Annotated in this window: 17 protein-coding genes; 6 read left to right on the forward strand and 11 right to left on the reverse strand. The window is 34.7% G+C overall.

Annotated features, from left to right (window positions below; genetic code table 11):
• The 4 genes from J416_RS11790 to racE form a co-directional block, all read right to left on the reverse strand.
• Positions 1-533 (reverse strand): XTP/dITP diphosphatase (locus J416_RS11790; protein ID WP_003472332.1); only part of this gene is annotated, 533 nt, incomplete at its 3' end.
• A 12-nt stretch (positions 534-545) separates the two neighbouring features.
• A complete protein-coding gene (rph, locus tag J416_RS11795) occupies positions 546-1,289 on the reverse strand; it encodes a ribonuclease PH (RefSeq protein WP_003472334.1) in 744 nt (247 codons plus the stop codon).
• 111 nt (positions 1,290-1,400) lie between these two features.
• Positions 1,401-2,549, reverse strand: coding sequence for a GerMN domain-containing protein (locus tag J416_RS11800; RefSeq protein WP_003472337.1), 1,149 nt, complete (start codon positions 2,547-2,549; stop codon positions 1,401-1,403).
• Positions 2,550-2,683: 134 nt separating this feature from the next.
• Positions 2,684-3,487: a glutamate racemase gene (gene racE / locus J416_RS11805; RefSeq protein WP_003472339.1), complete on the reverse strand. Its 804-nt coding sequence runs from the start codon at positions 3,485-3,487 to the stop codon at positions 2,684-2,686.
• 408 nt (positions 3,488-3,895) lie between these two features.
• On the opposite strand from racE, the gene J416_RS11810 reads away from it, so the two are divergent.
• Positions 3,896-4,477 carry a hypothetical protein gene (locus tag J416_RS11810; protein WP_240407282.1) on the forward strand — a complete coding sequence of 194 codons (582 nt, stop codon included), beginning with the start codon at positions 3,896-3,898 and terminating at the stop codon, positions 4,475-4,477.
• A gap of 36 nt (positions 4,478-4,513) precedes the next feature.
• Here the strand turns inward: J416_RS11810 and J416_RS11815 are convergent, their stop codons facing one another.
• The 3 genes from J416_RS11815 to rpiA all read right to left on the reverse strand — a co-directional run bounded on the left by J416_RS11815 (position 4,514) and on the right by rpiA (position 6,002).
• Positions 4,514-4,975 (reverse strand): hypothetical protein, encoded by a 462-nt coding sequence (locus J416_RS11815; RefSeq protein WP_003472343.1) that lies wholly within the window; start codon positions 4,973-4,975, stop codon positions 4,514-4,516.
• 124 nt (positions 4,976-5,099) lie between these two features.
• Positions 5,100-5,258, reverse strand: a complete 159-nt coding sequence (locus J416_RS15815) for a hypothetical protein (protein WP_156809586.1) — start codon at positions 5,256-5,258, stop codon at positions 5,100-5,102.
• A gap of 72 nt (positions 5,259-5,330) precedes the next feature.
• The gene (rpiA, locus tag J416_RS11820) at positions 5,331-6,002 is read right to left on the reverse strand and encodes a ribose-5-phosphate isomerase RpiA (protein WP_003472350.1); all 672 of its coding nucleotides are present in this window, start codon (positions 6,000-6,002) and stop codon (positions 5,331-5,333) included.
• Positions 6,003-6,181: 179 nt separating this feature from the next.
• Between rpiA and J416_RS11825 the strand changes: the two genes are divergently transcribed.
• Together J416_RS11825 and J416_RS11830 are read left to right on the forward strand one after the other, a co-directional pair.
• Positions 6,182-6,592, forward strand: coding sequence for a hypothetical protein (locus tag J416_RS11825; RefSeq protein ID WP_003472353.1), 411 nt, complete (start codon positions 6,182-6,184; stop codon positions 6,590-6,592).
• A 580-nt stretch (positions 6,593-7,172) separates the two neighbouring features.
• Positions 7,173-7,343, forward strand: coding sequence for a helix-turn-helix domain-containing protein (locus tag J416_RS11830; protein ID WP_003472355.1), 171 nt, complete (start codon positions 7,173-7,175; stop codon positions 7,341-7,343).
• A 178-nt stretch (positions 7,344-7,521) separates the two neighbouring features.
• On the opposite strand, the gene J416_RS11835 is transcribed toward J416_RS11830, so the two are convergent.
• A complete protein-coding gene (locus J416_RS11835; protein WP_003472357.1) occupies positions 7,522-8,007 on the reverse strand; it encodes a hypothetical protein in 486 nt (161 codons plus the stop codon).
• Positions 8,008-8,111: 104 nt separating this feature from the next.
• A complete protein-coding gene (locus J416_RS11840; RefSeq protein WP_003472359.1) occupies positions 8,112-9,104 on the reverse strand; it encodes a zinc-dependent alcohol dehydrogenase family protein in 993 nt (330 codons plus the stop codon).
• Between the two features lie 408 nt (positions 9,105-9,512).
• Between J416_RS11840 and J416_RS11845 the strand changes: the two genes are divergently transcribed.
• From J416_RS11845 to J416_RS11855, 3 genes are all read left to right on the forward strand, one after another.
• Positions 9,513-9,779, forward strand: a complete 267-nt coding sequence (locus J416_RS11845) for a hypothetical protein (protein WP_003472362.1) — start codon at positions 9,513-9,515, stop codon at positions 9,777-9,779.
• 151 nt (positions 9,780-9,930) lie between these two features.
• The gene (locus tag J416_RS11850; protein ID WP_003472363.1) at positions 9,931-10,305 is read left to right on the forward strand and encodes a hypothetical protein; all 375 of its coding nucleotides are present in this window, start codon (positions 9,931-9,933) and stop codon (positions 10,303-10,305) included.
• Positions 10,306-10,413: 108 nt separating this feature from the next.
• Positions 10,414-10,746: a DUF3139 domain-containing protein gene (locus J416_RS11855; protein WP_003472364.1), complete on the forward strand. Its 333-nt coding sequence runs from the start codon at positions 10,414-10,416 to the stop codon at positions 10,744-10,746.
• 150 nt (positions 10,747-10,896) lie between these two features.
• Here J416_RS11855 and J416_RS16585 read toward each other — a convergent pair whose 3' ends face one another.
• Complete coding sequence (locus tag J416_RS16585) at positions 10,897-11,496, reverse strand: recombinase zinc ribbon domain-containing protein (protein ID WP_338029453.1); 600 nt, start codon at positions 11,494-11,496, stop codon at positions 10,897-10,899.
• On the reverse strand, positions 11,472-12,416 hold the full coding sequence (locus J416_RS16590) for a recombinase family protein (RefSeq protein WP_338029454.1): 945 nt from the start codon (positions 12,414-12,416) through the stop codon (positions 11,472-11,474). The genes J416_RS16585 and J416_RS16590 overlap by 25 nt, the downstream gene beginning before the upstream one ends.
• Positions 12,417-12,525 lie beyond the last annotated feature (109 nt).

The raw sequence follows: 12,525 nt of genomic DNA on the forward strand, positions 1-12,525 counted from the left end.
TTTTTTTCTTCAGTTGACATTTCGGCCATCGTGCGACGACTATTTGTTGGATAAAAAATAGGATCATAGCCAAAACCTTTGTCGCCCTGCTTTCCAAAACCAATCGTCCCTTCACATTCGCCACGTTTGAAGATGGTTGATTCATTCGGTTGCGCAACTGCTAGCACACATACAAAACGAGCGGTTCGTTCATCAAAGCTTACATCTCGCATTTCATCTAGCACTTTATGTATGTTTGCTTCATCATCTTTTTCCTCGCCTGCATAGCGAGCTGAATAAACGCCTGGGGCACCTTGCAATGCATCAATTTCAATTCCCGAATCATCAGCAATGACTGGTGTATGAAACTTATTACAAATGGCTTCTGCTTTAATCTGCGCGTTTTCTTCAAAGGTTGTTCCTGTTTCTTCAATATCTTCAATTGGTTCAGCTAAGTCTAACAACGATTTTACTTTAATGTTATACGGTTCAAATAAGCTTTGAAAATCTTTTACTTTTCCTTGATTTTTTGTCGCAATAATCATTTGTTTCATAGTAGCCTCCAACTACGATATATTCATCTGATCATGATATGATTGAATAGCTTCTTTTTGAATATCAAAAATTTCCTTCATGCCACCTTCAGCTAAATCTAACATATGTCGTAACTGTTGATTGGAAAATGTCGCCTCTTCTCCCGTGCCTTGAAGTTCTACAAATTCACCTTTACCCGTCATTACAACATTCATATCGACATGGGCTATGGAGTCCTCTTGATATTCTAAATCTAATACTTCTGATCCATCAGGAAGTACACCGACTGATATTGCCGCTAAATAATCAGTGATTGGAATGGATTTAATCTTTTTATGATCCATTAATGTACCAAGGGCTAAGACAACTGCAACAAATGCCCCTGTAATGGATGCCGTTCTCGTACCGCCATCTGCCTGAATCACATCACAATCAACCCATATCGTTCTTTCACCAATCTGATTCAAGTCAACGACTGCACGGAGGGATCTACCGATTAACCGCTGAATTTCCATCGTGCGACCAGACACTTTACCTTTTGACGATTCACGAATGTTTCGGCTTTCGGTAGCTCTTGGAAGCATCGCATATTCTGCGGTAATCCATCCTTTTCCTGAACCACGCATAAATGGTGGCACACGATCTTCAATACTTGCATTACAGATCACTTTCGTATCACCTACTGTTATAAGCACAGACCCTTCTGGGTGTTTCGTAAAATTTGTTTCCAAATGAATTGGACGTAATTGATTGACTTCTCTCCCTGATTCTCTCATGACCTTTCCTCCTTACATTCTACTATATCGTAACATATTTTCTCTGTTGGATTGAAATTTCATACATTGAAAAATAGAAACACCTCATACCAAACATGAGGTGCTTCTACATTAAATACTTTCTGTTGGTGCCACCATATCTCTTGATACAGGTTCATTATATGGTTGTCCATTTTCATTGATGACTTGATCTACATCATCCACCATGACTTCCACGGCATCAATGCCTTCTTGTTCCGTCATTGTTAGTACAATGGATTGCATGACTTCATCAGCGATCACACCTGTTTCACTATTGGATAAAATATTTTCGTTGAATGTCAAACGTAATACCCCATCTTCTGCAACTGGTGTTTGTGCTAACTCAGAACCTGTATTCACCACATGTTGTAACGGTAATTGATAATTTGGTCCATTAAGTAGTGCTTGTACAACTGATTGATATTGATTGTCTACATTCATTTCAACGTGTTGGGTGATTGGAACGAAATACACTTGCTCGTCCTTTTGCATTGGAAAGTAAAGCGTTGTTGCTTTACTTTCCATGAAGTCAACTGCACTTGTCTGTTGAACATTGATCCCATCTTCACGTGAATAACCTTCTTGGATTGGTGTTCCATTCACTGGCATTGTATTTTGTTCATGCCCATTAATCCATAATTTCATTCGATCAACATTTTCAAATTGAGTCAACGTGTACGTCATTGCTTCTAAGATTTTTTTCTCATTTTCCGCTTGATATGACTTAAATTCCTCTGAAACGTCTACAACTAACGTACCATCCGCTTCTAAGTTTAACGACATCACTTCCGTACCTGATGGTAACACAGCTTGAAAGCCACTTGGAAGCATGGAAGTAATGGGACCATCTTTCACCAAATAATTAAGTACTTGTTCGGCTACTTCCTTTGATTCTGGAGCCGGTAAATCCACTTGATGTGGTACTACCAATCCATTTTCATCTAATAAATAAAGCGTTCTTGTTACCGTTTCATTTGTTGCCGATTCTCCACTTGAAGATGCTTCACTTTCCTCTGTTTCATTACCTTCTTCTGCTTCCTCTGTTCCATCTACTCCAGTATCTTCACCTTCTGTATCTTCATCCACTTCATCTAAATTCTCATCTGTCCAGTCAGCATCTTCCGGTGGTGCATCGATTTCCTCTAACGTTTGCTCTCCTTGGAACACGCCACACCCCGATAATATCAAGAGACAAACCAATAACATTCCTAACCATTTTTTATTTAAGCCGATCCCCATAAACCAAATACCTCCTCCGATGGTTTGTACTACTATGTATACGAGCTTTAGAAAAAAATAGACCTATCAAATTATTTTTTCTTCACTATCGGAGGGAAAAATAAAAAGAGCTCTCATAATGAGAACTCTTTTTATCAATCGGTCAAATGAATGGAATCGACGTGATGTATTGGTTGTTGCATCCATTCTGTAGCTATTTTTCTAAAAACAATAGCATCACCTGACGTAAAATAATGATGAATAGGCGGTTCATCTCCTTCATACAATTTATGATGATAACCAAGTATGGTACTCACCTCACGAGCTGTTTCTTCACCAGAGGAAATAATAGAAATGTGTTGACCCATTACTTCTTGAATAACGTCTCGTAGCATCGGATAATGTGTACAACCAAGAATTAACGTATCCATCTTGTCAAAGTTTTTTAATGGTCGAAGCGATTGGTAGACTGTTTCATATATGTCTTTATTTGATTGAATACCTTGTTCGACAATCGGTACAAACTGAGGGCAAGCTAAATCCCGTACAGTAATATTGGCATTGATATGATGAATCGCTTGTTGATACGACTTACTTTTAATCGTCCCTTCTGTACCAATAACGCCAATATCTGCTGACCAAGATTGCGTGAGTGCTGCCCTTGCTCCTGGTTGGATCACACCAATCACCGGAATATCTAACGTTTCACGTAGTTGTTCTAATGTAAAAGCAGTCGCCGTATTACATGCAACCACTAACATTTTCATTTGTTTCTTTAATAAAAACCGAACCATCTGCCAAGTAAATTGTTCTACTTCTTCTTTTGGCCGTGGACCATAAGGACAGCGTTTCGTATCGCCAAAATAAATGATTGATTCCTTAGGCAGTTGACGCATTAACTCCGTTGCAACAGTTAAGCCACCCACACCAGAATCAATCACCCCAATTGGTGCTTTCATTGTCATCGCCTCTTTGTTGTTTCATTGATTTATCTTTATTAGTGATCAGCATATATTAATCAATATGCCGTACAAATCTCGCTGGATTACCAGCAACGGAAATTTGGTTCTATAAAGACGGTTTCCCTTGTAGAACCAAACAATTCCTTAATATACTTAATTCGTTGCTCCATCTCATTTTCTGTCGTCTGATTAAACAAACGCACCCTTGAATCATTTTTGGTTTTTCTGTCTTCATACCTCTTCCCCTTCATCCTCCAGATAATCATTCGTCGGTTTATTCTTATTCGATTTGAATTTCCCTTACTATAACACATTTTCCATATCATTGAATATTATTAGTTTCTGAATGGAATCCAAGTAATTGGAAAACGTAAATGGTAAACAAACGAAGTAAAAGTTGGTGGAATGATGTCATTTAGCGATTATTGGAAACAAATCTTTCAAAAAAACGATGAATTGCATCGTCTATTTGTAGACTATTGGTATGATTATTCGAATATATTTACATGGCAATTTTGGACAGCAGTTATTCTATTTATTGGACCACTAATCATTTTAATATTCACTGTCGATCGAAAGAGACTGTTTGAAGTGTTTTTATTCGGATATACGATTCACATGCTATGGACCTATGCCGATTTCTATTTGGAAACCCATAATCTCTTGATTCATCCTTATTTCTTGTCACCGACATTACCTTTTGGGATTAATATGACTGCTTCCTTATTACCGGTTAGTTTCTTATTGTTGTATCAATACTGTACCAACCGTGGGAAAAACTTTTATGTCTACGGCTTATTATTATGTTTTTTATTTGGTATCGTGTTTGCAACCGTATCAGATATGCTTGATTTATTAATGTTTCACAAATGGATGAATCAGTTGTATTTATTCATAATTGATGTGTTCATTATATTTCCTGCCTATTGGTTTACACTTTTAATCAAATACTTTCAAACAAAAGCACTCAAAACAAAACAAGACTAACCATTTCATACTAAGAAACCAGTGATTATCACTAGATCACTGGTCTTCAACGTATATTACTTTGTCCATCGACCTTTGAAAACTATAGATTAAAACAGCAATCAAAATAGTCAATGCATATATTCCAAACGAATCAATATGAATAAGTCGGTAAATTCCTAAATACTCATATAATGCATTAACGCCAAATGATAAAAATGCATCAATGATTAGATTTGTTATGATGTATACCCAAAAGTTGAAATAAGTAAAGTATAATATGATAATTGTTCCCACTAAAAAAATTCCATACACAAAAGGCGTTACACTAGTAAGAATGATAATATTTTCTTGAATCTCCCACCAACGAAATTGTTCTGCGACCTGAAATACAATTGTCAATAATAGTGCGCCGAACAATGCAGCTGGCAAGAATCGTTTCATTTGTTTTCTTTGTAATGGTATTAACAATAGCCATGGTAATATAAATGAAGACCATAACAGCATTTGATTCAACATATTTAGCCCCTAACGTCAATTTGGTTATTATCTTGTAACATAACCATTACAAAAAATAATATACAATTTTATGGAGCTATGAATCGTTTTTTATGTAGCCTTCTTGTATCGACTAGTGTCAAAATTACATGCCACCAAATCCGCCTGGCGGGCCATTTCTACGTGCTTTCTCTTTTTCAATTTGGATTTCCACTGCTCTTTCATGTTCAGTACTTTCATGATGTGGGTAGCGATTTTTTTGTTTTCTTCGTTGTTGATAGATCGACAGTAGAATCATCGTCACGACTAGAATCCCTACTAAAACATATGAAATCGTTACCCTCTCCTTTCGTATTGGACGGAATGATTTAGTTCTTTATTTTTTGGTAATCTCCTCGATTTCCCCATCTTTACGACCGATTACTATCGCATCAGCCATATCAACAAAGAGGCCATTTTCAACAACACCAGGTATCATATTTAATGACACATTTAAATCAGCTGGATGGTCAATCGTTTCAAAATAACAATCCAGTATGTAATTGCCATTGTCAGTAATGAATGGCTCATTTCCATCTTGACGCAATGATGGTTGACAACCCAATTTGCTAATTTGCTTCTGCGTAATCTCCCACCCAAATGGTACAACTTCGACAGGTAAAGGAAATTTCCCTAACGGATCAACATATTTGGAATCATCAGCAACGACAATAAAGCGCTTAGAAATAGAAGCAACTACCTTTTCACGTAATAAAGCACCGCCACCGCCTTTAATTAGTTCAAATCTTGGTGTTGCTTCATCGGCTCCATCAATGGTTACATCCAATTCACTAACTGAGGATTCATCGATTAATGGAATTCCTAATTCTTTAGCTAACTTCTCTGTTTCTTTTGATGTCGGCATCCCTTTAATATCTAGTCCTTCGTTCACTAATTCTCCTAATTTTAAAATCGAATAGTACACGGTCGATCCAGTTCCAAGACCTAAGTGCATCCCATTCTCAACATATTCAACCGCTTTCTCACCTGCTAACTTCTTTCCATTCATTCATACACACCTCACTACAGAATTAATTCACATCTTGCTTCATTTTAACATATTCAGCAGATATTTAACGGAATATTTTTTATGAATCTATGTATTTTTGAAATTTGCCAATCGCATAAATGGTTTTCCCATTCATATATATGAATCATAAAAATTGACTGGAGGGATGAAAAATAACTATGAAAGAAGATAATATGCACGAATCCCTAGAGATAACGGAAGGATTGTTAAAGAAATACCATGACTTAAACAGAGAGAAGAAAGAGATCGAAAAAAAATTGAATCAAATGAAAAAGCAACTCCATCATTATTTTGACGAAACTGTCGGAAAGGAACAAAAAGCTGAAGTCAAACGTGGACCGTATAAAGCCCAACGAGTGATTCGTTCTTCGGTTCAATACAATGACGAAAAGACGATACAGAAATTAGAAGAATTGAACTTACAAGACTTTATTTTAGTTGTAAAGCAACCTGACACTGAAAAATTAGAAGCAGCGATGAAATTGGATTTAGTCGATCAAGACGCGTTCGCTGACTGTAAGAAGCAAAAACATTCCCAAGCGATCACGATAAAGGAAGAAAACGCATAGATCTTCTTCTATGCGCCTTTTTCTTTTTGTGTTAACAGTCTGCCAGCTATTGCTTCGCATATAAATATGAGCTCTACTAACATTTGTGTCAAACAGATCAAATGAATGTGGCTGTTTGCCTGAAAAAACAATTTATGCTTCAAATAAATCAAATGGATAGTAGTGATTTGCATTAAAAATCAGTATTTGCTTCAAACAGATAAAACAAAAGCAGCGGTTTGCATCGAAAATTGATTTATTCTGCAAACCGTTGACTTAATGAATGCTTTTTGCAGAATACAGTAATTGAGTACATTAATGGACTTATGAAGTAATTGGTAACTTTTACATCTTATCCTCCTGCAATTTTTTCGTTTTCTGATCACCCCCGAATCGCTCTCACTGTATGATTCGTTCAATTTTATTATTTTATAAATGATACGATCAGTTGTCGATAATCCATGATATGATTCCCTATGCACAATTAATATGGAATTAGACGTTTGTAGCGCACAGGTTCCTGTTTGTATTCATACTATAGATTGACTAAGTAATTACCCTCTTATTAGAAGCCCTAAAGTTAGCAAGGAGGGGTTAACATTTGAAAGATAATGACTACAAACCGAAGCAATTATTAACGAAACGAGAAAGAGAAGTATTTGAGCTATTAGTACAGGATAAAACAACAAAGGAAATCGCCCAGGAGCTTTTCATATCTCAAAAAACCGTGCGTAATCATATATCAAATGTCATGTATAAGAATTGCAGATAATCATGTTACATAACAAAAACATGTTTGATGCTCTTCAAGTAATGGCTTGTCCATGACTATCGAAATCAAATCAGCGAATCAGCTGCATAATTGGGGTAACCACCTTTTTACTCACACAGCTATTTTAATGGTGAAATATAGAAAACTTACCCCCTACAAATTCTTGATTGCACGATTATTATTTATGATCTTTAATATCTTCTTGAATATCAAAACCCATGACGCCATTACGATATTTTATGAATGGGTCGTTACTCTCCACTACCCTTACTTTATCATTAGAAGTAATGCTTATCTTTTCCTCATATTCGTAAGTTTTACTATTTACTTCAACTTCAATTTTAACGTTAGGATAAAATGTGTGCCCATCTTCTTGTTGCATATAAGTTATCTCAAAATCTTTGACATGGTAGTTATTTTCCTCTAAAACACTTATTTTTTTCATATAAAATTTTTCAGCTTCTTTATCACTTAATGTTACCTTATCATCAAACTCTTCTGGATTATATAAATGGAGAGAATTGAATGCCTTTTCATAACTCTCATTTATAAGGGCTTGATAATAATCGCGTGTAAGATTTTTGGCTTTATTTTCAGGAGGATAGCATCCAATTAACAATAAAGTAATTATTGATACAACTATTCCACAAATATATTTCCTCATAAAAAACCACCTCAAATCTCATTTTTTTCTAGTAATTAAAAATAATCCTTAAATTACTTACTACATGCTTGTTCAAATCTCTACTTCAATCATGGAAGCGGGATTTAAAAGCTTGTTAAAAACACTTTTCCTTTTGTTAGTTTCTGAGATTCAACAGCATCAATAGCTTTTTTCACATTAGATAAGTACCACTGAGAATGAACCTCCATCAAACGTAATTTTTCATCCTCTATAAACCTTATTAAACGATTAAACGTTTCTTTCCATTGAATGGATGAGACATTGCTGTTCCAATTCCTTAAATGAAACATATGAACATTCACTTTTGCTTTATCAATAATATCAGCCCAATTTACTGGTACCCCTGATAGAAGACCGATCGTTAGAAAATCTCCATGAGGATGTACACAATAAGCCAAATCATTCCCAGATGAACCTCCAATGGAATCAATAGCTGCATTTGCACCAACTCCATTCGTCAACTCCATAACGGTTTCGAATAATGAAACGATAGAAGTATCTATCACATTAGAAGCACCAAGATACAATAAATTTTCCGTATGTCTGTTATTTCTAGTAACTGCGATCAATCGAAAACCTATCATCTTTGATAATTGCGTATAAATATGCCCAATAGAAGAACCACACGCGTTCACCAATAATACATCGTTCGGTTTTAAATTTAGCACTTCCGTACAAGTCACCCAAGCTGTAATGGGGTTAATATACAGCTGCGATGCCGTAAAATTATCAATCGAATCAGGGATAGGAACTGCAAACTTTGCTGATGTCTTAACAAATTCTTGCCACGTACCTTCCCCACGTAAAGGTAAAACACGTTTACCTATTAGACTTTTTGAAACCGAAGACCCTACATCTTCTACAACACCAACTCCTTCATAACCAGGGATGTTCGGTAAAGAAATTCGATGGGAATATGCCCCAGTAATTGGTATTAAGTCGGAAGGATTGATGGGACGTGCTAACATTCGCACAAGCACTTCATTCTCTTTTGGTGGTTTTATACTTTTATATCCAACTTCCAACACTTCTCTCGGGCTACCAAATTCATAAAATTGCACATATTTTGAATCCAAACCACACGACTCCCTTATTAAAAAGCAATCATTTGTAACGAACCTGCTTCAGTTAGTTAAAATAAAAAAATAATATGTGTCTCCATATTTTGTATTTTATCATATTTTACTGCTAGATTCGTATTTAAAAGGGGGCTAAGAATATGCATTACTCACACGTTCATCACTGTCCCCAACTTTTATTTAAGGATTACTTTCAAAATCCCCAATTACATCACAATACAACAATTATGCAACTGTTAGTAAGTAGCCTGTTCTCAATTTATGTCACCTATGATAAGGTTAAATTATCAAAATTTTACCAACATTTACTTTTCCAAAGAAGGAATGATCGAACAAGAAAATATCATTTAGACTCAAAAGTATGATGGTGTAACGATTGTGATGTATTAATTAGGAGGTTATGTTATGACTAAGAAAATATGGAAAAGCTATGCTTTCTTAATATTAAGCATACTTGTAACACTAACTTTTATCGGATTATTCTTTATAGGATTTGATGGCGGGAAGCAATCCTTGTTGAATTTTATGGTATATCAAATTTATCTATTGGGGATAGCTTCCTTAATTATGGGGGGTTGGAGTTTTATATCGAAATTAGCATTGAAAGTTTCAACGATTATTGCCTCCGTCTTAACGATAACAAATATCTTTATGTTTTTATTCTTTTTTTAAGTCGCGCTGTTTGTTAGAGGCTTCTTCTTTTGGAATGTCTCCATAAAACCTTTTGCGAATTCGCAACGGATGTTTACTATAGGCCGATCTACTTCACAAATTACAAAACGGATTGGTAAAATATATAAATATAGGTAGGGTAGAGAATGAAGTGCCCATATATACGCCTCTTATGTTTTTTATACTATCATTTACTCTTATAGCTGGATGTGGTGAAAATAACTATATCTATTTTTCTGGAGAAAGTACACATTGGAACGCTGAATTTAAGCTGAAACAATCACAAGATAGTAAACATGGTACATACTTTTTGTATTATAAAGATAAAAGCAAGAAACAAACAAATGTAGTAATTAATATCAATAATGGTGAAACTATAAAAACAATTAAGGAAATGAAACACAGTAAAATCCAAATTCCTATTAATTGTTCTGGGTGTTATACAAAATCTGAAAAATCTGCCATTGATGTAGTTATTAAATGGAATGGAAAAGAAGAAACAATACAACTTGAATCAAATAACTAGTAAAACTTATTTCTCATCAATTATACATATTACAAATCTCTTAGAAAGAGACTCTTACAAGCTGTAGTAGAGGTAAGATTCTAAACTTTTTGTAAAAGGTGGATACAAATGAAAAAACAGATAATGGTTATTGCCTTAATTCTTATTCTGGTAACATTTTCAGTTATTGTTGGATATTTCGCATATCAAAAATCTCTAACAGCTAATAAAGTGAATGAATATTTAGAGACAAAGGATTATGATCAAAAAATACAAAGTAAGGAAACTTCTTATAACTATAAGGATTCTACTCACTACATTGAAATAGTTTATGAAGACGAACCACATAACAGATATGTTTATAGTTATAATAACTACCTAGAAGAAGTAATAGTAGAAGGATATAATAGTTCTAATATAGAGATTACCGATAAAAAAAACGGACGATATATCGATCAGTGATTAATACTGAATCTCCCTAAATCCCATCACCAGATGGCCAGGATACATTCCCATTTTATGGAACTCTTAACGAACCCACTGAGCTTTAAGTATGAAAAAATAAGTTCTTTAAATAACATCAAAGTATAGCCGCCTAAAATATATTAGGAATTAACTGTGATTTAAAGAAAAAGAATAACGCAGATCCATCTGACCATCTTCATATATAATACCTTTCTCAATTAGGATCTGAAATACATGAAACAAGTCCTGTTTTGTATTATTCAATGAATCCAATGCTTCCTGAATGTATTTGATATTCACTTCATTTGCTGCTTGATTGCTTAACAGAAAGATTTGATCTTCCATATTTTCATTATCTTTTATTAAATTCTCTCTTTTTTCTTCGTATTCTACCTTATCTATGATTCCTTCTAAATACACATCAAGCAGTTTTGTTTTCTTTAATTTGTTCGCTTCCATTTTCCGTTCTAGCTGCTTTATTTTTTTCTCATTATTACTTGTTAAACATTCTTCCAAGTTAAAATTCACTTTGTCGCTTTCTTTTTTTAATTCTTGAATGATTGTATGTCTTAAATGCTCATAGGTAATAGGAACATGATTGACACAATCATTGGACCGGCGATATTGGCTACATTTTAAATAATTCCACCGTGTTTTTGTCCCATCTTTCTTCTTTTTCCAGGATTGCATGATGATCATATTACTTCCACAATGGCCACACTTCAATAATCCTCTAACTCGTTCCATGGTGTGATCTTCGTTTTTTTATTTAATACTTCTTTATTATTTGCTTGTTCAAAAGCTTTTTTAGAGACAATGGCTGGATGATGATCCTCAAAGATCACCCACTTACTTTTCGGATTACGGATCTGTTTTTTCTTCCCATCAACTTTTATTGAAGTAAATTGATTAAGAATAAAATCACCACAAAAGGTAGGATTTCTTAGAATGCGTTGAACAGAAGTTAATTGCCATTGCCCACCGTTTCTTGGTGATGGTAAAGTACCTCCTTCAATTTGCTCATTTAGTTTGTTCGTAATAGATTTCATACCGTATTTTCCTTCATTGTACCAGTTAAAGATTTGCCGGATCACCTTTGCTTCATCTTCTTTTATAACAAGCTTCTGATCCACTCGCTCATAACCATACGGCACTTTTCCAATATGGTCACCACGTCGTACTTTAGCAGCAAGTGCTGCACTAATGGATACAGATTGTGTTTTAGGATATTGGGCAGCAAACATAGAAAACATCTCAAACTTCATGTCATTTTTCCCTTCAAGTTCACTGTCATAGCCTTCTTCAATTGTTACAACTCGTACGCCATGGCCTAACAATACTTCTTTAATCTCTAATGCATCTTTTAAATCTCTGGCCAATCGATGTATGGATTTGAATACAACCATATTTATTTCTCGATTTCTTGCTTTTTTTAATACAAGTTGCATGGCTGTACGTTCAAGAAACATAGTTCCTGACTTTGATTCATCTTGTAATATGGAACGTTCATTCCATTCAAAGTTATGTTGTTCAAGCCAATATCGGCATATATCAACCTGGTTTGATAGTGAATCCTTTTGCTCGTCACGATCAGTGGAAACACGTGTGTAAACCAGGTATGGGTACTCTTTATAAGTAGTTATTTTTTCATTTTCTTTTTCAATCATTCAATCCCCTCGTTTGCTATTGGTTTGTATAACTATATTATACAAAATTTCAAAGTATTATAGAACATATGTTTGTTGTTTTGGCATAAAAAAAGCTTGTAATATTACA

This window comes from Gracilibacillus halophilus YIM-C55.5, assembly GCF_000359605.1.
Taxonomy (GTDB): Bacteria; Bacillota; Bacilli; order Bacillales; family Amphibacillaceae; genus Gracilibacillus; species Gracilibacillus halophilus.

What these genes read in the sequence shown, in the direction of transcription:
- J416_RS11810 (WP_240407282.1), top strand. Translation starts at nt 3,896, where the DNA reads ATGATGTCATTTAGCGATTATTGGAAACAAATCTTTCAAAAAAACGAT.
- J416_RS11815 (WP_003472343.1), bottom strand. Translation starts at nt 4,975, where the DNA reads ATGTTGAATCAAATGCTGTTATGGTCTTCATTTATATTACCATGGCTA.
- J416_RS11800 (WP_003472337.1), bottom strand. Translation starts at nt 2,549, where the DNA reads ATGGGGATCGGCTTAAATAAAAAATGGTTAGGAATGTTATTGGTTTGT.
- J416_RS11835 (WP_003472357.1), bottom strand. Translation starts at nt 8,007, where the DNA reads ATGAGGAAATATATTTGTGGAATAGTTGTATCAATAATTACTTTATTG.
- J416_RS11825 (WP_003472353.1), top strand. Translation starts at nt 6,182, where the DNA reads ATGAAAGAAGATAATATGCACGAATCCCTAGAGATAACGGAAGGATTG.
- J416_RS11855 (WP_003472364.1), top strand. Translation starts at nt 10,414, where the DNA reads ATGAAAAAACAGATAATGGTTATTGCCTTAATTCTTATTCTGGTAACA.
- J416_RS11845 (WP_003472362.1), top strand. Translation starts at nt 9,513, where the DNA reads ATGACTAAGAAAATATGGAAAAGCTATGCTTTCTTAATATTAAGCATA.
- J416_RS16585 (WP_338029453.1), bottom strand. Translation starts at nt 11,496, where the DNA reads ATGGAACGAGTTAGAGGATTATTGAAGTGTGGCCATTGTGGAAGTAAT.
- rpiA (WP_003472350.1), bottom strand. Translation starts at nt 6,002, where the DNA reads ATGAATGGAAAGAAGTTAGCAGGTGAGAAAGCGGTTGAATATGTTGAG.
- racE (WP_003472339.1), bottom strand. Translation starts at nt 3,487, where the DNA reads ATGAAAGCACCAATTGGGGTGATTGATTCTGGTGTGGGTGGCTTAACT.
- rph (WP_003472334.1), bottom strand. Translation starts at nt 1,289, where the DNA reads ATGAGAGAATCAGGGAGAGAAGTCAATCAATTACGTCCAATTCATTTG.
- J416_RS16590 (WP_338029454.1), bottom strand. Translation starts at nt 12,416, where the DNA reads ATGATTGAAAAAGAAAATGAAAAAATAACTACTTATAAAGAGTACCCA.